Below are 15,933 nucleotides of genomic sequence, written 5' to 3' on the forward strand. Positions count from 1 at the left end.
CGCGAGCCACCAACCACGGTCTGCGGCCGAAAGGCCGCGGAAGATTCACCCCCCCCTGGGGGGGCTTCAGGCCCGCCGCGAGGCGTGGAGGCGGCTGTGGCAGCCGTGGCAGAGCGTCTGGAGGTTTTCCACGACCAGGCCGAGGTCCGGGGCGTCCCGCAGCTCGACGACGTGGTGGACGTGGGTGCCGGGCGTGAGGCGTCGGGGCTTGGCCTGGGAGCACAGCTCGCACAGCGGCGAGCGCCGGAGCTTCATCGCCCGGACGGACCGCCACGCCTTGGAGTTGTAGAAAGCCTTCGACTCGCCGTCCCGCCGCGTCCGGTCATAGTCGCGATGGCGCGAGGCCGACGCGCCGGGCGGCTTGTGGTACGGGATCTTCGAGGGCACGTCAGCCCCCGAGGATCGAGGCCAGCATCTGGATCACCCCGGCCGCCATCATCGCCACCCACGTCGCCGTGAGCAGCGAGGGCCGGGGGACGGCCGGCGCGTCGACGCGCCGGGCGATCGGCCGGCGGAGCATCAGGGCGGGGTAGGGCTCCGCCCCGCCGATAGTCTTGGACATCATCGTCCCTCCAATCTTCAGGGGTTCGCGGAAGCGTCCGGGTCGGATTCGAACCGCCTTGGCCATCCTGGGAGGATGGCGCATCACCGCCAATGCTTCGGACGCGGGGTGTGCGGGCTTCAGGCGGCGCCCGCGCGCGGCGGATACGGCCGCGCCATGCCGTCGACGAGCGGCCTGAGCGCGTCGTCGATGACCATCACGTACTTGTGCTTGTCGACCTTGTGGATCAGCGGGAACCCCGCGATCGATCCATAGACGGACCTGGCGCTCCGGGCGTGCCTCAGCACGCCGTCCGGACAGGCCACGTCGAACGAGCCGTGCCGCTTGCCAGGTAGGTACGCCCAGCCTCCCGCCTGGTAGATCCCGCCGTGGTGGCCTTGATCGGGATCCGCGTAGGACACGACCAGCCGGACGTCCGGGCGCGACCTCTTGAGGAGCATCAGCGCGATCCGGATGATCCGCGACACGGGAGTTCTGTGGGCCCTCAATGCGACGCGGGTCAGCTCACACACCTCGCGTTGCTCGAGGTCAAATGGGCGGCCGATGTTGTGGTTGGCGCCCCGGCTGAACAGGACCACGCCGAGGAACTCGCCCCGCTCATGGACCGCGATCCGCAGGATGTGTCCGGCCGGCACCGTGGCCGTGTAGTGCCACGATGAGCACGCCTGGACGACCTCACGGTAGGTCGCCTCGCGCAAGTGCAGGTCAGCCGCCATCCGCCCCCCCGGCCTCGGCCCGAGAGCGGGCCAGCCTGGCTTCGAAGTCGAGCCGTTCGTTCCGCCGCCGGAGCGCCAACCAGCGGTCATAGGCGGCGAGGATCCCGGACCAGACCAGCAGCCCGATCCCGACCCACTCGCCCACGCGCTGCTGGGTCGCTTGCCCCACGGCGAATACGGTCGCGGCCGCGGCCACCGTCCCGATGTTGCCGGCGTGATAGGCGAGCATGGCGATCCTCGTGGCGCACGAAGAAGCCCTCGCCGCGGCGTCGCGGGAGGGCCTCGCTTGAACGGCATGGGGCGTCCGCCCCGACACCTAGAAGTGCTATACAAACGGCGTCCGGAGAAAATTTCCCGTCCGATTATCTCCGTTGGGCGTCGGAACTTGCGCGGGACGCGATACTTCGGATCCCGGGCAAAAACCCCGCGGGTGACCTTACGCGCGCGTGGCCGGTGTCACCCCGCACCGCCCAGGGCGTCGGCCGGGTCGACCACCCGGACCGTGTACCACCGGCCCGTCACCGGGTCGAAGCCCGCGTCCATCCCGGCCGGCGGCCGGCCCTCGTGGATGACCACGTCGAGGAAGCATCCCGGCGCGGCCCCGTGGGGCAGCCGGCCGTACCTCAGCCAGCGGAGCCCGTCGCCGTCGCCGGCGGGGGGGCGTCGGGGGTCGGCCCGGGGCGGCCAGGGCGCTTCGTCGCGCCCCCCAGGCTGGTGGATTCGGAGGGCCGGGCGGGCGGCGGTCGGCATGGTCGCTCCCTCGCGATGTCGAGCCTAAATCAGCATTCGCCGAATTGTAGCAATCCCGGGCCCGAATCCGCTGATCCTATCCCCGGAAGTTGCGCCCCCACGGTCATGGGGGCGCGGCAGGTCGACCGGGCCCCGGCCCGGGAGGCCCGGTGCGAAGCCGCACCGCCGCCCCGGGCCCGGACGGTGCGAAGCCGCACCGCCCGAGACGGTGCGAAGCCGCACCGCCCCCGGGGCCCCGCCGCACCCAGGAGCCGAAATCATGAAGCGCCGAGCCGTCATCTACTGCCGCACAGCGACCCGACTCCAGCACGACGGCGGCACGTCGACTCTGAGGCAGGAGGGCGAGTGCCGGGACTACGCCGCCCGGAACGGGTTGGACGTTACGGCGGTCTACGTCGAGACCGGCGCGTCCGGCAACCGGGCGATCGGCGAGCGTCCGGGGCTGGATCAGGCTATCGATTCGCTCGCCAGAGACGACGTGCTGATCGTCGCCGATCTTACGCGCCTCGCTCGGGACTCGGAAGGGTTGCAAACGATCCTACGCGTCGTCGCCCACCGGGACGCCAAGGTGATCGCGGTCCGCGAGAAGGACCGCCCCGCGCCCAAGCCCCGGGCTGTCGTCTACATGCGGAGCGACCCATACTCGGCAGGTACCATCACGGGCGTACCGCTCGCCGTGCAGGAGGCTACTTGCATCGACTACGCGAAGCGCGCGGGGTGGGAAGTCGCGGGAGTCGAATGCGACGCCGGCACCACGGCCGCGGCGTCGATCGACCACCGGGGGGGACTCCGAGCCGCCGTCGATCGGCTCGAGCAGGGGGGATTCCTAGTCGTCCACGACGCCACGAGGCTGTTGGAGCCCGGCTCCAAGACGGCCGTCGGGATCATAACCAGAATCGTCATGAAGGGGGCGCGGATCGTCTACGCGACGGGGAAATGGTCCGTCCCGCCCGGGGTACACGGGGGCGGTGCCTGAGATGACCGCCGCCGTCGTCTACCTCCGAGTCAGCACCGACGACCAGGCCGGCGAGGGCGTCTCGCTCCGGGCCCAGGAGGCGGACTGCCGCGCCTTCGCGGCCCGCGAGGGCTTGCCCGTCGCCGCCGTCCACTCCGACCCGGGCATCTCGGGGGCGACCCCGATCAACGCCCGGCCGGGCCTGCGCGCCGCCGTCGACGCGCTGGGCCCCGGCGACGTGCTCGTCGCCTACAACCGCTCGCGGCTCTTCCGGGCCGACCCCCTGATCGTCGCCCTGATCGAGCTGGAGGTCTCGGCCAGGGGGGCGCGGATCAAGGTCGCGGCCAACGAGGGCACCGGGTCCGACTCGGCGGCCGACGTGCTGACGCGCCGGATGATGGACGCCGTCTCGGAACACTGGAAGAACAGCGTCCGCGAGGGCACCCGCCGCGCCCGGGAGGAGAAGCGGGAGGCCGGCGAGCGCTGGGGCCAGATCGCCTACGGCACGAAGCTGGCCGAGGACGGGATCCACCTCGTCCCGGCCCCCGAGGACGCCGGCCTGGTGGAGGCCGTCGAGCGCCTCAGGGCCGAGGGCCTCTCCTACCGCAAGATCGCCGAGGCGCTCCCCGGCCTCGGCTACCGGCCCAAGGAAGGGGCCGAGCGTTGGTCCCACACGTCCGTCCGCCGCCTCCTCGGCAAGGTGAAGCCCTGGCGCGCCGCCAAGCGGGCCCGGGAGCTGGCCGCCGCCCTGGGAGCCGTCGGCGTCCATCCCATCCCCCGGAGTCCCGACCCATGCCCCCCGCCGCCGCCCCCCCCAGCATCGTCGACCAGCTCCGCGACGCCCTCGACGCCGACCCCCGCAGCCTCTACGAAATCGCCGCCGCCGCCGAGGTCCCCCGCCAGTCCCTCGGCCGGTTCGTCCGCCGCGAGTGCGGCCTGACCCTGGAGACGGCAGCTCCGGTTGCTCGCGTCCTCGGTCTATCGCTCGTGCGCACCGAACGCCGCAAACTCCACCGCCGGAACTGACATCCTCAATCGACCAATACGTCCGGTCGGAGAAAATTGCTTGGCACCTCACGGACTGCCTTGATTTGTGGGTTACATGCGCATAAGATGTGGCGGACGGGAAGACTGACATCCCGTCTGAGGACATGTAGCCTTCTGGTGCTCAGCGTCTCTCCCTTGGCCTCTGTCCTCGCACTCTGCATCAACTTCTTCCGTTCTCCCAGTCATCGGCATGGCACTCGAGGGACGCTGCTGAAGCCGGGTAGAACGCAGAAACGGGGAGCCACGAGTCATGTTACTCGCGACTTTTCGACTGCGTTCCTGCTGTCGGCTCCCCCGAAAGGGGAAGCCGAGGCATGAGCGCTCAGAAGTCCGCTAAGCTGCCGTCCGCTGTATCGGCCCGGAAGCAATCCGACGCGCCCCCACTCGCGCCGGATTTCGAGGCGTGGGAGGGGATCGCCGAGGTTCCGGGGTCCGTCTGGGCAAGGGCCGTAGAGGCCCTGGCTTCTCGTTCTCCAGAGAAACTTCTCACTATCACCTCACAAGCCAGCCTCTGCCTCCTTGCGTACGTCATCTCGCACGATTCCGCCCGGTTGCTTTCGCCTTGGAGGGAAGGCTTTGTCGCGGGGATCGTGTTCTTGACGAGCGTGCCGATTCTTCGCTTCCATCTTCCTCGAGTGGGCAGGAAGCGTTCCCATGCCCCGACTGCCGAGGGGAAACAAGCCGCATCGACTCAATCTCGAAATGTCCGAGCAGGTGCACTCGAAGTTGATAGGGCTGCTAGACCGGACAGGAGCCGACAGCCAAGCCGAGGTCGTTAGACGTGCCTTGGCGCTGTACGACTTCATCTGGACGCATGTCGAAGAAGGCTCACGCATCATCGTCAAACAGGACAGCAGTGAGCACGAAGTTCGGCTGATATGACCCTGCGATTTTCGATCTATGTGAGGAGCGAGGATGGGCGATCGAGGTCATCGCAAACGCAGGAAACGGCCTCGTAAGAGGTCGGCCGGCAACGTCATTCACACCGTAGCTTCATCGATGTCCCCTTCACCTCCGGGTTATGATTCCGCCTTCGCGCAGGTGATTGTTGGCGACGAGCTCTCGTCGGTGCACGCCGACCCCACCGCGACCGCCCCACTAGAACCAACCGTTCGAGGGTTGTCGGACATCGATAATTCGCAGGGCGCGATCGAGACAACCACGGGAGCGTCCGCGGATGCGGACGCCCCCCCGATCACGGCGTCGAGGAGGCCTCTCCCCTTCAAGATTAGCCGCTTCAGGCCTAGATTTGGATAGCCGCAGGTTGTCATGCTCTGGGAACGACGAAGGCGACCGGCCTCTCGCAGGGGCCGGTCGCCTTGCGTTACCGATCATCGGGACATGGTTCGGTCAGTCGACCGCATGCCAGTCGTCGCACACGCCGCCGGCCTCGAACGCATGGACCAGCGGGACGATCGCATCCGCCGGGCCCCGGGCCCGGACCCTCATCAGGTTCGGAGGATCCTTCGCCCGACGCTCGCACCGCTCGACGTCGATCCGCCACGCCTCGCCGGGGACGTGATCGACGATCACCCGCCGGAGCGTCCGCTCCAGGTCGTCATGCGACGGCGGGCCGTCGCCGCTCCACACGGCCCCGATCACCAGGGATGCCCTCGACATCACGCCACCCCCGCCGCGGCGACCGCCGGCAGCTCGCGGATCCGGAGGTCCTCCGGCCACTCCTCCATGTCGCCCCCCTTGGGGTGCGAGAGCGACAGGCCGACGGGGTTGCCGCCGAGCTGCTTGACGAACAGCGCCGTCCCGGCCAGCTCGCACTGCATCGCCACGCCCCGGATCCACTCCGGGTCGCACGGCCGGGGCTCGCCCCTGAGTCGGCTCTCGCCGCCGGCGATGACCCACCGGATCCCCCCCAGCCGGCCGCCGAAGTCCAGCGGCGCGAGCAGGGGCTCGGCCGAGACGAACGCCAGCGCCGCCAGGTGCCGGACGGACAGCAGGGCGTCGACCCGCCACAGCGAGTCGGGGTGCCCGCACGTCGTCCCGAGCCACACGTTCTCGCGCCGCGTCTCGCGGCCCCACGGCCACAGCGTCCCGACCATCTCCGGCCGCTTGGTCAGGACCAGGAAGTCCAGGTTGGGGCACTCGTCGATGATGTCGAACGCCCGCCGCCGGTGCGGGACCAGGTCGGCCCGATCCTCGAACACGTCGGCGTACGACGCGAAGAACACGCGCCGCCGGACGCCGTCCGCCTCGGCCTTCCGGTCCCACTTCCGGGGGAGGTCCCAGTAGGCGGGGACGCCCACCGCCCGGGCGCTGCCCGGGCCCCACTCCCCCAGGTTCGCGGCGTTGCGCCGCGAACCGTCCTCGGCGTAGCAGTTGAGGCATTCGGGCGCCTCGCCGGTCCCGTCCCGATGCCTCGCCGCGTGGGCGCAGCCGCGCCACGGATTCCAGGTGTGGTCGCACCACTCGATGCCGGTCAGGTATCCCATCACTCACCTCCGATCCGTGAAAAGGTCACCGCCCACACCCAGGGATCGGCGTCCCAACTCGCCTCCCCGTTCAGGGCCTGCCAGGTCTCGCGGAAACGGCCCTTGGGGGGCAGCTCCATCGGGTCGTCCAGCCAAGGGAAGCCCTCGGCCGCGGCGTCGTCCTGGCTGATCCGATGCAGCCGCTCAACGCGAACGTCCGTGATCTCCAGCACGATGCGGCAGGCCCAGCGGGGCATGAAGATCGAAGGCGTCCACCGATCCGGGTAGTGGTGCCAATGCGGCTCGTCGAGGGACGATCCGTCGGCCCGGTAGAGCGCGTAATCGCGGGCCTTCAACGGCTCCTCTCGCGGGTCCACGTCCAGCCGGGGCGCGAACGTCTCCCGCACCCACAGCCGATCTCCGACGGTGCCGTAGGGGCAAAACTCGGCGATGCCCGCCGCGCCGCTCCTCATGACCTCCACGTCGGCCCGCCACGTCGTGAGCGGGATCCACATGCCGAGGCCCGCGTCGTACCTCGCACCCGGCGGCGCCCACCGATATCGATCACCCTCGCACGGCTCCGGCTGGGGCTTCAACACCCGCCGCGTCTGCGTCTTCCGGCCCGACAGGATGGCCTGGACCATCGGCCCGCTGAATAGGATGGGCCGTTCCTTCAATTGGGTAGTCTTCATATGGGCAGCGTCCCCTGGGTCTGTTCCTGGGCCTCGACGGCGTTCGCCTTCAGGGCGAATTCCCTCGCGGCCTTGAACGCCTCGGCGTACCGCGGCGAGAACGATCCGTCCTCCTCCTGGCCGCGGCGGTAGGCGGCCCAGATCCGATCTCGGATCGACTTGGGGAGCCGGAACCAGTGGGCCTTGCAGCCCCACATGGAGGCCGGGACCACGGCCCCGCATCCCGGCCAGCAGCAACGGCGAGTCTTCATGGGTTCCCCCTCAAGCGAACGAAGTAGTACAGGGCCAGCCACGCCGCCGGCCCGAGCCACGCGACCACGACGACGCCCGCCGCGGCCCTCATGACGACCCCTCGCATCGCGTCTCCGCGGCCGTCCGTTGCCGCTCGCGGTTGAGGTCCCAGAGACGGCCCGTCATCCGGCCTTGGCGGCCGTCGGGGGTCTCCCAAATCACGTTGTACCCGTCGCATTCGACGACTTCGGCGACCAGCTCGCCGCCGACGAACTTCATCCGCAGCGTCTCGCCGATCCGGATCCGGTCGGCGGGGTCGACGGTCCCGCTCAAGAGCCACCCCCTTCCGCCTTCAGTGCCAGCGAGTAGGCTTCCACGGCCTCCCGCCTCGTCTTGCGCACCGGGCCGGCCGCGTGGCAGGCCAGCGACAGGCAGCGGACGTATCGGCCCGGGAGGTAGTTATGCCCGGGGCAGAAAGCGACCTCGCAATCGCCGCCGCACCAGTGGCACCGGACGCCGGGGGCCACCGCCGGCCCCCGGATGATCGCCTCGCCGCTCAATCCCCACCCCCTTCCGCCGCCCGGAACGCCGCGGCCGGGTCCGCCGGGTCCGCCTCGCCGCTCGTCACCAGGCCCGTCCGCGAGTTGATCGTCACCAGCCGGGCGAGGGCCTCCGAGGGGGCGTCCACCGCCTCCCGGTCGCAGACCCAGAAGTGCAGGTAGGGGCGGGCGAGGAGCCTGACGCCGGCCGACCGGGCGTACCGCGTCGTCGGCTCCACCCGGCCGTCGGGATGCACGACCAGGTCGACGGTCCCCGAGAGCCGATCGACCGGCAGCCGGGATCGCGGGGGGGAGAGGGCCGCCCACCCCGTCGCGTCGACCACCGCCCCGGCCAGCTCCACCCCGCCGGCCGAGGGCGTCGCCGCGGGCCGGGGGTAGAGCGCGTACGCCGAGGCCAGCACCGGGGCGGTCAGCCCCCATGACTCCTCCTCGGTCCACTCCATCGGGTCGTCCGGAGTCCCGTCGCCGTTCTCGTCCCGGCCGTTCCACCCGTTGTCGACGTGGCCGTCCCCGTCGTCGTCCAGGCCGTTGACCAGCATCAACCACTCGGCCGGGCCGTCGCCCCGGTCCAGGCCCGTCAGCGGCCCGGGGCCGGGGTAGTTGACGAAGCCCTCGGGATTGGCCGAGGCCACCGGCCCGCACACCGTGTAGGACCGCCCCGCCAGCTCGACGCGGTCGCCCAGCCGGACCCGCCAGGCCCACGCGGTCGGCTCCTCCAGCACGCGGATCCCGCCCTCGTCCCGCGAGACTTCCTGTTCGAGGATCAGCGCGCCGGCCGGGAAGCCGGCCGGGAACGTCGAGCGGATCGAGACCCGCCCGTCCTTGATCGCCGGGGGGAGGCTCAGCGGCTCGATCCGCGAGTAGGCCAGCGGCCTCGACGGGTCGATCGACCCGTCCGCCAGCCGGGCGACCGGGAAGGCCGGATCGGGGACCAGCCTCAGCCCCGCGGCCCCGTCGCGCTGGGCCCTCGCGATCGCCGCCGTCAGCTCGCCTTGCACCAGGCGGGCGGCCGAGTCGACCCGCCGCGAGTCCCACATCGTCCGCACGACCGGGGCCGCGACCGCGAAGAGGATGCCGACGATCACCAGCACCACCAGCAGCTCCACCAGCGTGAAGCCCCGGGGGATCGCCCGGTACTTCTCCTCCCCCAGCAGCGTGACCAGGCCGGATTGCAGCCTCGCCAGGCAGTCCGGGCAGTAGTCACGCTCCCCCTGGCAGGCGACCACGACCTTGCGCACCGCCCACCCCTCCAGCCGCGCCCGGAACTCCAACGCCTCCACCTGGTCCTCGGCCTGGTCGTAGGGGCAGGCCCTCGCCAGCGCGACGTCGCAGCCGTCGCACGCCAGCGTGACCGTCACCCGCTCCGGGCGGATCAGCCGCTCCAGCCACCCTTCCTCGAAGTCCACACCCGCCGCGACGTGTCGAGACATGATCGCTCTCCTATGGATGGTAATCCTCGGCTCGGCTCAGTACCGCCCCGACAGCGCGTCGCGGAGATAGCCCCCCAGCACGGGCCACCACCCCTCGCGACAGCCGCGACGGATCACCAGCTCCCCCAGCACGATCCAGAGGGCGCCGGACAGGACGACGACGTCGAAGGTCACGAGGCGCGACCACCAGGCCCACGCCGCCGCGAGGGCCTCGCGGGACCGGGCCCCCCGGTCGTGATAGGGCCCGGGCGCCCCGTCGTCGGCGACGAACCGATCCGACCGATCGCGGTGATTGAGGCAGACGAGGTGGAGGACGATCGCCGGCGGATAGGCCGCCAGCCGGAGCAACGCGCGCAGCATCTCTACAGGCTCCCGATAAGAAGTGAGGAACCCGCGACGGTCCCCCCGTCGCGGACGCGACGGAAGGGTCAGGCGGCCGAGGTGTAGGCCGTGGAGGTGACGCCCCGGGGACGGCCGGTCGCCGTCCGCCGGGGGAAGGGGCCGCGCGTCAGGAGGCGCGGAAGTAGGACACCGAGGCCACCGAGGCGACCATCCTGGACGTGTCCCGGTGCAGGTAGGCTTCCTGCGTCGATTCGGTCGTGTGCCGGAGGATTCGCATGAGCTGGCGGGCGTTCAGCCCCCATTCCTCCCGCGCGTGGGTCGCGAACGTCCCGCGGAGGGCGAACGGCGTGAGGACCTCGATCCCCAGCTCCTCCCCGGCCCGCTTGATGGCCTCGGTCGGGCGCGACCCGTAGGCCCCGCCCGTCCACGGCCCGCGGCCCTTGCGGCCCGGGAACAGCCACCCCGGCCCGGCCATCGGCAGCCACGTCGCCAGGACCTCGGCCAGCTCCTCCGGGACCGGCACCGGCCCCTCGGCCGACTCGGTCTTCAGCCGGTTCGCCGCCCGATGCCGGACGTCCACGATCCGGTCGTCCAGCCGGACGTCCTCCAGCCGGAGATGCAGCGCCTCCCGCAGCCGCATCCCCGTGTAGGCATACACCGCGAACAGCGCGTGGAGGCGACACCCTTCCCAGTCCACGGCGCGGGATTTCAGGTGGGCCAGCACCCTCCCCACGGCCTCGATCGAGTGCAGCTTGCTCCGGACCTTCACCGACTTCCGCGGCCAGACCCGCTTCCACCGGGGCCGCCTGTCGATCCACTCCTCCTCGACGGCGATGTTCACCGCCGCCTTCAGGTACCGCAGCTCGCCCCGGATCGTGTTGAGCGACACCGATTCCGACCGCGCCGCCACGAACCCGGCGAGGAACTCCGTGGTCAGGTCCGCCGGGGACTCGGCCCCCAGCCCCCGGCAGAGCCGGAGCACGTACGCCATCTTCTTCCTGGTGCCGGCCGCGCGTTGCGGCCCCGTGTAGATGCGATCGATCCGACGGGCGAACTCGCCCCAGGGCATCCGCTCCCGATCCCGCTCCATCGCGGCTCGCTCCAGCGCCGACGCCCGGCCCGGCCCCCACCGTGGTGCCGACGACCCGGGGCGCCCGGGGCAACTTAGGACGCCGCGCCGCGAGGCGGACGTGAATTCCCGACGACTTTTCGACGCGCGGCGGCGTGACCGTCCCCCCGGGTACAATCGTGCCGTCACGCCCCCCGGATCCCTTCGCAATGCTGAGGTTGAGGGTTCGATCCCCTTCCGCTCCACTTCACCTAACTCACTTCGCCGAAAGCACTAACAGCTTACCCGCCGACGGTCGGCGGAGCGGCCCGGAAGTCTCGACCGAGTAGTACCGGTACTACTCGCCCGGACGAGGGACCGCTCGATGTCGACGCCCACCCCATCCCGCCTGCCCAAGTACCGCCACTACAAGCCCAAGGATCTCGCCGTCGTCCGCATCGACGGGAGGGACTACTATCTGGGCCGATACGATTCGGAGGAGAGCCGCGAGAAGTATCGCCGGCTCCTGGCCGAGTGGCTCGCTCGCGGCCGGGTCGGGCCGGACGGCGCCCCGTCCCACGCCGAGGCTCGGGCAAGCCTTTCCGTCAACGAACTGATCCTCGCCTACGTCAAGTTCGCCGACGGCTACTACCTCAAGGACGGCCGGCCGACCGTCGAACCCGGCAACATCCGGCTCGTGCTCAGGCTCGTCCGCCGCCTCTACGGTTCCGCCCCCGTGGGCGAATTCGGCCCCCTGGCCCTGAAGGCCGTCCGCGAGGAGATGGTCCGGGCGGGCAACTGCCGCGCCGAGATCAACCGCCGGGTCGGGCGGATCGTCCGCATGTTCAAGTGGGGCGTCTCGGAGGAGCTCGTGCCCCCCGGCGTCCACGAAGCCCTGCGGACGGTCGCGGGGCTCCGCAAGGGACGCACCTCGGCCCGCGAGAAGCCGCCGGTCAAGCCCGTGCCGGCCGAGGACGTCGAGGCCGTCCGCCCCCACGTCTGCCGTCAGGTCTGGGCCATGATCGAGCTCCAAAGGTTGACCGGCATGCGTCCCGGGGAGGTCGTCATCATACGGACGGGCGACCTGGACGCGAGCGGCGACGTCTGGGTCTACGCCCCGTCCAGGCACAAGACGGAGCATCACGGCAAGGATCGAGAGATTTATATCGGCCCTCGCGGGCAGGAGCTGCTCGGGCCCTGGCTCAAGGAGGACCGAGAGGCCTTCCTGTTCAGCCCGGCGGAGGCGATGCGGGAACGCCGCGAGCTGATGCGGTCGCGTCGCAGGACGCGAGTCCAGCCGAGCCAGCGTGACAGATCCAAGGCCCGACCGCGGAAGCGGCCCGGCGAATGCTACACGGTGGCCAGCTACCGCCGGGCCATCCAGTCGGCGTGTCGCAAGGCCGACGTCCCAAGCTGGCACCCCCACCAAATCCGTCACGCCAGGGGGACCGAGATCCGCAAGCTGTTCGGCCTGGAAGCCTCGCGGGTCGTCCTCGGCCACGAGGACGTCCGGGCCGCCCAGATCTACGCCGAGGAGGACAGGGACAAGGGCATGGAGGTCATGCGTCGGATCGGGTGACGATCGCCCGATTTTCGGGCGAAGTCCCCGGCGGGGTTGACGTAGGCGGCGGGCGGGGGCGAAAATCGACCTCGGTATCAGCAAGGCTTGGCACCCCGAGGGCACCGATCGCGATGCCTGTAGAGCCCCAAAACAAGCAATGGGTGGGTGCCCTTCCGGTTGGTTGCCCATGCCCGGGAGTTCCGGGTACGGGAGCCGCTGCATCGCGGGGTTGGCTCTCGCGACTTCGGCCAGATCTTATCATCCTGCGTGCCTTCACGGGCGCCGCGATGAGGTCTGGCCGTGCCTCCACGAACGCCGAGAAGCCTCCCCGCACCCAGTGTTTTATCAGCACATAATCAAGCGATCAACCTTTCCGGTCCCGCGTCCGAGGGGCTTTCGGGGAGGGGTTGTCGCCTCGAGGGCCGAGACCCCTCGAATCCAGGTCCGGCCTCCGGTCCCGCGGTACGCCACGCGGACGCGGGGGTCGTCCGGCATGCCGCCGAACCCTCCGGGGGGATCGGCATCTCGGACGAAGACCTCCTATCCGCCAAGCAAGTCGCCGCACTCCTGCCCCCTCGCCGCCTCGGCCGCAAGCCGCACATCTCCACGGTGCATCGCTGGTGGACCCACGGCTACCGCGGCGTCCGCCTGGAGTCCATCCGCATTGGGGGCCAGAGGTTCACGAGCCTCCGGGCCCTGCAGCGGTTCTTCGACCGCCTGTCACAGGCCGACGAGGACCCGTCCCCAGCTCCATCAAGGATGCTCGGCGCGGATAGCTCGGGACGACGTCGGAGTTCCGACCGACGGGAATCCGTCCGTCATCGCCGCATAGAGGAAGATCTCGACGAGCTCGGCCTCTGACGGGCGACGTCGTCGACCATCGCCGTAACGATCTCTCATCTCCACCCCTTTAGATGGAGACGGCGGGGGCCCACGCGAGACGGCCCACGCCGAACGGGACGGGACTTCATGAGCGGCCCCTGGAAGAACCGGGCTTCGGGACTCATCGGCCGCACGACGCGGCCGCCCGTCGTTCGGGCCGGCTTACACGGCGACCGGCCGCCGCGAGGCGGCATGCCATGCGGCCGCGTAGCCATCCCCCACACGCTCCTTAAGTGAGATGGAACCCATGCCTGAAGCGAACGACGACGCGGGACGAGCGGAGGCGGTCGACGCCGTCATCGGCGCCCTCGACCGCCATGGATTCGTCGTGAACTCCGAATGCTGGAACCTCCCGGCGGCCGTCGATGCCGGCCACCCCCTTCACGAAGCCGTCGCGGTCCTGGAGCGGACCTATCCCGGAAATCGGCTGCCCGCCCGCGGCAGGGCACTCTGGCGGCGACTCCTCCGGGAGACGAGGGCTCGCAATCACACGCTCTACGACGCCGCCGACGAGTTCACCGCCTGGTTGGAACGGACGACGAAGGTTCCGACGCCGGGGGGCGGATCAGTCTCCCAGCAGTTGGACGGCGTGCTGGAGGGACCAGGGCACCCCGTCAAGTGGAGGGACAAGATCCTCGACGTCCGACCTCAATCGTGGCGGCTCCTGAAGGTCCTCTGGGACGTGGACAAGGCCACCGTCGAGCGAGTCGAAGAGGCGGTCTGGGAGGGTGACGAGACCACATACGGAAACCTGAAATCGGCCGTCCACCGGGCGAACGTGGACCTCGCCGGATTAAAGGTCCCCTGGCGGCTTGGAATCAAAGGGGGCTACGTATGCAAGCGTGAGCCAAAGTAAAACGGTCGCCCCGCGGAGACCGAGATGGCGACTTGATGGAGACCGCGGCCCGCTAGATTGCTCTTGGAGACCCGGACGCTTGCCCCCAGGGAAGGGGATGGACGACATCAAGAGGGCCGAAGCGATGAACCGTAGAACCCCGGAACCCCCGAACGGCGTGGTCGTCCTCAGACGGCTTGTGGACGAGATCGAGCGAGGCCGCATCCGCCTCTACCGCAATCTCGTCGGCAAGCCCTACATCTCCTGCGACGTCGAGGAAGACGAGGACGATGACGAGCCGGGTCTCCCCGCGATCAACCAGTTGTTATTTGATATAGACGTCCGGAGCTGGCTGACCCTGTTCGCCTGGGAACGCGATAAAGTCCTTCTGACGGAGCGGGAGGCCAATCGCATCGTCCACGCACTCTCCGGCTGGTCGATGCGAGTAAAGACCTCGAAGATCACCGACCCGGAGTTGCTCCGCTTCATCGAAACGGAGCCCGTGGTCGCCGTCGTCATGGAGTTCATGGGCTCCCGGAAGGAGCCCCGTTACGAACAGGGCATGGAGCACCTGTGGAAGGAGTTGAGCAAGTTCGCCAAGGGCCGGGGGCTCCTGGTCGTCAACAAGAGCCGCTTCCCCGGCGGCCCGAACGTCCTCAGCCGTAAGCTGCGACAGTTGGTGCCCGTGCTCGAAAAGCTCGGCATCAAGGTCGCCATGACCCGCTCCAACGGCTGCAAGGCCGTGCTCAGGCGGTTGGACGATTTCAGCAAGGAACCGTCCGCCGAATCGTCCGCCCAGAAGTCTTATCAGGCGAACGACTTGTCGCCGGAGGACGGTAAGTCGTCCATCCTCTCGATTCTCCAGTCGAAGCTGTCCCGAGACCGTCCCACGGAAACTACATAAGGATCAACGGCCATGAGTTCGACGACTTCATGCGCGCGTGCAATCATTCGCCCAGACATACTTCGGTGGCTGCCCCCGAGGTGGGATCTCTTCATCGGCAATCGGCGTATCAAGCGAGCATTCATGAATCTCGTGAAGAAGGTCCGCCGGATGGCCGACGCGGGAGCGATCGTCGACCTGAACCAGCCATGTTTCCTCCTCTTCGGCGACAGCCGGAGCGGGAAGACGGCGATGGTCAAGCACCTCGTCCGCTGCATCATCTGCAAGCGGCTCGACGAGCAGACTTTCGACCCCTGCGACGGTTCGTGCGAAGCCTGCCGCCAGAGGCCCGAGCTGAGCGGCCTGCAGGGCCTCCAAGCTTCGCTCGCGGCTTACGGCCCGGACGGAAAGGAGTCGATCCCGATCCAGTTCGCCGTCGTCGATTGCACCCTGATCCATACGCCGGAACAGCTCCGCGACCATCTCGTTTCCATGAGCAATGAGTCCGGCGGCATCCGGATATTCTACTTCGACGAGGTGCACCGACTGACCAAGAGGGGCATGGACGAGATGCTGCTGAAGGCCGTCGAGGACAAGGAGGCCATCTGGTTCTTCAGCACCGCTAAGCCGGACGGCCTGGAAGACATGTTCCTGAACCGGCTCCTCAAGCTCGGCACCGAACCGCCCTCCGAGGAAGAGATGGCGTGCTGGCTCGCCGATCGCTGCAACGACTGGGGGATCAGGGCGGAGCCGGAGGCCATCATGCGGGTGGTCGAGAAGAGCAACCGGGTCGTCGGCACCGCGTTGCACGCGTTGGCCCAGGCGTCCCTGGACGACGACGAAGGGCTCACCCTGGATTTCGTGGAGGAGGATTGGGTAGTTAAGCTCGACTGATGACGGCCATGCCGACGCTCGGATTCCGACGTGAATAGGCTGCCGCACTCTATTGAAGATGTGCGGCAGCTCTTACGTATGATAATTGATAATTAATAAACATGAGGTTATATTGATGT

Annotated in this window: 21 protein-coding genes; 7 read left to right on the forward strand and 14 right to left on the reverse strand. The window is 69.2% G+C overall.

Annotated features, from left to right (window positions below; all coding sequences use genetic code 11):
• Nucleotides 1–66 precede the first annotated feature (66 nt).
• The 5 genes from WG209_RS12540 to WG209_RS12560 form a co-directional block, all read right to left on the reverse strand.
• Complete coding sequence (locus WG209_RS12540; RefSeq protein ID WP_337175389.1) at nucleotides 67–387, reverse strand: HNH endonuclease signature motif containing protein; 321 nt, start codon at nucleotides 385–387, stop codon at nucleotides 67–69.
• 1 nt (nucleotide 388) lies between these two features.
• Nucleotides 389–562, reverse strand: coding sequence for a hypothetical protein (locus WG209_RS12545; protein WP_337175390.1), 174 nt, complete (start codon nucleotides 560–562; stop codon nucleotides 389–391).
• 119 nt (nucleotides 563–681) lie between these two features.
• The gene (locus tag WG209_RS12550) at nucleotides 682–1,278 is read right to left on the reverse strand and encodes a protein Mom (RefSeq protein ID WP_337175391.1); all 597 of its coding nucleotides are present in this window, start codon (nucleotides 1,276–1,278) and stop codon (nucleotides 682–684) included.
• Nucleotides 1,268–1,507: a hypothetical protein gene (locus tag WG209_RS12555; protein ID WP_337175392.1), complete on the reverse strand. Its 240-nt coding sequence runs from the start codon at nucleotides 1,505–1,507 to the stop codon at nucleotides 1,268–1,270. Before WG209_RS12555 ends, WG209_RS12550 begins: the two co-directional genes overlap by 11 nt.
• A gap of 227 nt (nucleotides 1,508–1,734) precedes the next feature.
• Nucleotides 1,735–2,028, reverse strand: a complete 294-nt coding sequence (locus tag WG209_RS12560; RefSeq protein ID WP_337175393.1) for a hypothetical protein — start codon at nucleotides 2,026–2,028, stop codon at nucleotides 1,735–1,737.
• A gap of 259 nt (nucleotides 2,029–2,287) precedes the next feature.
• On the opposite strand from WG209_RS12560, the gene WG209_RS12565 reads away from it, so the two are divergent.
• The 3 genes from WG209_RS12565 to WG209_RS12575 all read left to right on the forward strand — a co-directional run bounded on the left by WG209_RS12565 (nucleotide 2,288) and on the right by WG209_RS12575 (nucleotide 4,912).
• Nucleotides 2,288–3,004, forward strand: a complete 717-nt coding sequence (locus WG209_RS12565; protein WP_337175394.1) for a recombinase family protein — start codon at nucleotides 2,288–2,290, stop codon at nucleotides 3,002–3,004.
• A 1-nt stretch (nucleotide 3,005) separates the two neighbouring features.
• Complete coding sequence (locus tag WG209_RS12570; protein WP_337175395.1) at nucleotides 3,006–3,923, forward strand: recombinase family protein; 918 nt, start codon at nucleotides 3,006–3,008, stop codon at nucleotides 3,921–3,923.
• Nucleotides 3,924–4,684: 761 nt separating this feature from the next.
• Nucleotides 4,685–4,912, forward strand: coding sequence for a hypothetical protein (locus tag WG209_RS12575; protein WP_337175396.1), 228 nt, complete (start codon nucleotides 4,685–4,687; stop codon nucleotides 4,910–4,912).
• Between the two features lie 468 nt (nucleotides 4,913–5,380).
• Here WG209_RS12575 and WG209_RS12580 read toward each other — a convergent pair whose 3' ends face one another.
• From WG209_RS12580 to WG209_RS12620, 9 genes are all read right to left on the reverse strand, one after another.
• Nucleotides 5,381–5,650: a hypothetical protein gene (locus tag WG209_RS12580; RefSeq protein ID WP_337175397.1), complete on the reverse strand. Its 270-nt coding sequence runs from the start codon at nucleotides 5,648–5,650 to the stop codon at nucleotides 5,381–5,383.
• Nucleotides 5,650–6,477, reverse strand: a complete 828-nt coding sequence (locus WG209_RS12585; RefSeq protein WP_337175398.1) for a DUF5131 family protein — start codon at nucleotides 6,475–6,477, stop codon at nucleotides 5,650–5,652. The genes WG209_RS12580 and WG209_RS12585 overlap by 1 nt, the downstream gene beginning before the upstream one ends.
• Nucleotides 6,477–7,148 (reverse strand): hypothetical protein, encoded by a 672-nt coding sequence (locus WG209_RS12590; protein ID WP_337175399.1) that lies wholly within the window; start codon nucleotides 7,146–7,148, stop codon nucleotides 6,477–6,479. The genes WG209_RS12585 and WG209_RS12590 overlap by 1 nt, the downstream gene beginning before the upstream one ends.
• Nucleotides 7,145–7,399, reverse strand: coding sequence for a hypothetical protein (locus WG209_RS12595; protein WP_337175400.1), 255 nt, complete (start codon nucleotides 7,397–7,399; stop codon nucleotides 7,145–7,147). Before WG209_RS12595 ends, WG209_RS12590 begins: the two co-directional genes overlap by 4 nt.
• Nucleotides 7,400–7,487: 88 nt before the next feature.
• Nucleotides 7,488–7,712: a hypothetical protein gene (locus tag WG209_RS12600; protein ID WP_337175401.1), complete on the reverse strand. Its 225-nt coding sequence runs from the start codon at nucleotides 7,710–7,712 to the stop codon at nucleotides 7,488–7,490.
• A complete protein-coding gene (locus WG209_RS12605) occupies nucleotides 7,709–7,939 on the reverse strand; it encodes a hypothetical protein (RefSeq protein ID WP_337175402.1) in 231 nt (76 codons plus the stop codon). The genes WG209_RS12600 and WG209_RS12605 overlap by 4 nt, the downstream gene beginning before the upstream one ends.
• Nucleotides 7,936–9,369 carry a prepilin-type N-terminal cleavage/methylation domain-containing protein gene (locus WG209_RS12610; RefSeq protein ID WP_337175403.1) on the reverse strand — a complete coding sequence of 478 codons (1,434 nt, stop codon included), beginning with the start codon at nucleotides 9,367–9,369 and terminating at the stop codon, nucleotides 7,936–7,938. The genes WG209_RS12605 and WG209_RS12610 overlap by 4 nt, the downstream gene beginning before the upstream one ends.
• A gap of 36 nt (nucleotides 9,370–9,405) precedes the next feature.
• Complete coding sequence (locus tag WG209_RS12615; protein ID WP_337175404.1) at nucleotides 9,406–9,729, reverse strand: hypothetical protein; 324 nt, start codon at nucleotides 9,727–9,729, stop codon at nucleotides 9,406–9,408.
• Between the two features lie 148 nt (nucleotides 9,730–9,877).
• A complete protein-coding gene (locus WG209_RS12620; protein ID WP_337175405.1) occupies nucleotides 9,878–10,801 on the reverse strand; it encodes a tyrosine-type recombinase/integrase in 924 nt (307 codons plus the stop codon).
• 343 nt (nucleotides 10,802–11,144) lie between these two features.
• Between WG209_RS12620 and WG209_RS12625 the strand changes: the two genes are divergently transcribed.
• From WG209_RS12625 to WG209_RS12640, 4 genes are all read left to right on the forward strand, one after another.
• A complete protein-coding gene (locus tag WG209_RS12625) occupies nucleotides 11,145–12,338 on the forward strand; it encodes a site-specific integrase (protein WP_337175406.1) in 1,194 nt (397 codons plus the stop codon).
• Nucleotides 12,339–13,449: 1,111 nt separating this feature from the next.
• On the forward strand, nucleotides 13,450–14,058 hold the full coding sequence (locus WG209_RS12630; RefSeq protein WP_337175407.1) for a hypothetical protein: 609 nt from the start codon (nucleotides 13,450–13,452) through the stop codon (nucleotides 14,056–14,058).
• Nucleotides 14,059–14,182: 124 nt separating this feature from the next.
• Nucleotides 14,183–14,941: a hypothetical protein gene (locus WG209_RS12635; protein WP_337175408.1), complete on the forward strand. Its 759-nt coding sequence runs from the start codon at nucleotides 14,183–14,185 to the stop codon at nucleotides 14,939–14,941.
• 123 nt (nucleotides 14,942–15,064) lie between these two features.
• A complete protein-coding gene (locus tag WG209_RS12640) occupies nucleotides 15,065–15,814 on the forward strand; it encodes a hypothetical protein (protein WP_337175409.1) in 750 nt (249 codons plus the stop codon).
• The last annotated feature ends 119 nt before the right edge of the window (nucleotides 15,815–15,933 follow it).

Origin of the sequence: Paludisphaera sp. (genome assembly GCF_037189885.1) — a bacterium.
Taxonomy (GTDB): Bacteria; Planctomycetota; Planctomycetia; order Isosphaerales; family Isosphaeraceae; genus Paludisphaera.

Bases quoted from the DNA above. Each gene is read 5' to 3' on its own strand.
- WG209_RS12545 (WP_337175390.1), bottom strand. From the start codon at position 562: ATGTCCAAGACTATCGGCGGGGCGGAGCCCTACCCCGCCCTGATGCTC.
- WG209_RS12550 (WP_337175391.1), bottom strand. From the start codon at position 1,278: ATGGCGGCTGACCTGCACTTGCGCGAGGCGACCTACCGTGAGGTCGTC.
- WG209_RS12555 (WP_337175392.1), bottom strand. From the start codon at position 1,507: ATGCTCGCCTATCACGCCGGCAACATCGGGACGGTGGCCGCGGCCGCG.
- WG209_RS12560 (WP_337175393.1), bottom strand. From the start codon at position 2,028: ATGCCGACCGCCGCCCGCCCGGCCCTCCGAATCCACCAGCCTGGGGGG.
- WG209_RS12565 (WP_337175394.1), top strand. From the start codon at position 2,288: ATGAAGCGCCGAGCCGTCATCTACTGCCGCACAGCGACCCGACTCCAG.
- WG209_RS12570 (WP_337175395.1), top strand. From the start codon at position 3,006: ATGACCGCCGCCGTCGTCTACCTCCGAGTCAGCACCGACGACCAGGCC.
- WG209_RS12575 (WP_337175396.1), top strand. From the start codon at position 4,685: ATGCCCCGACTGCCGAGGGGAAACAAGCCGCATCGACTCAATCTCGAA.
- WG209_RS12580 (WP_337175397.1), bottom strand. From the start codon at position 5,650: ATGTCGAGGGCATCCCTGGTGATCGGGGCCGTGTGGAGCGGCGACGGC.
- WG209_RS12585 (WP_337175398.1), bottom strand. From the start codon at position 6,477: ATGGGATACCTGACCGGCATCGAGTGGTGCGACCACACCTGGAATCCG.
- WG209_RS12590 (WP_337175399.1), bottom strand. From the start codon at position 7,148: ATGAAGACTACCCAATTGAAGGAACGGCCCATCCTATTCAGCGGGCCG.
- WG209_RS12595 (WP_337175400.1), bottom strand. From the start codon at position 7,399: ATGAAGACTCGCCGTTGCTGCTGGCCGGGATGCGGGGCCGTGGTCCCG.
- WG209_RS12610 (WP_337175403.1), bottom strand. From the start codon at position 9,369: ATGTCTCGACACGTCGCGGCGGGTGTGGACTTCGAGGAAGGGTGGCTG.
- WG209_RS12615 (WP_337175404.1), bottom strand. From the start codon at position 9,729: ATGCTGCGCGCGTTGCTCCGGCTGGCGGCCTATCCGCCGGCGATCGTC.
- WG209_RS12620 (WP_337175405.1), bottom strand. From the start codon at position 10,801: ATGGAGCGGGATCGGGAGCGGATGCCCTGGGGCGAGTTCGCCCGTCGG.
- WG209_RS12625 (WP_337175406.1), top strand. From the start codon at position 11,145: ATGTCGACGCCCACCCCATCCCGCCTGCCCAAGTACCGCCACTACAAG.
- WG209_RS12630 (WP_337175407.1), top strand. From the start codon at position 13,450: ATGCCTGAAGCGAACGACGACGCGGGACGAGCGGAGGCGGTCGACGCC.
- WG209_RS12635 (WP_337175408.1), top strand. From the start codon at position 14,183: ATGAACCGTAGAACCCCGGAACCCCCGAACGGCGTGGTCGTCCTCAGA.
- WG209_RS12640 (WP_337175409.1), top strand. From the start codon at position 15,065: ATGAATCTCGTGAAGAAGGTCCGCCGGATGGCCGACGCGGGAGCGATC.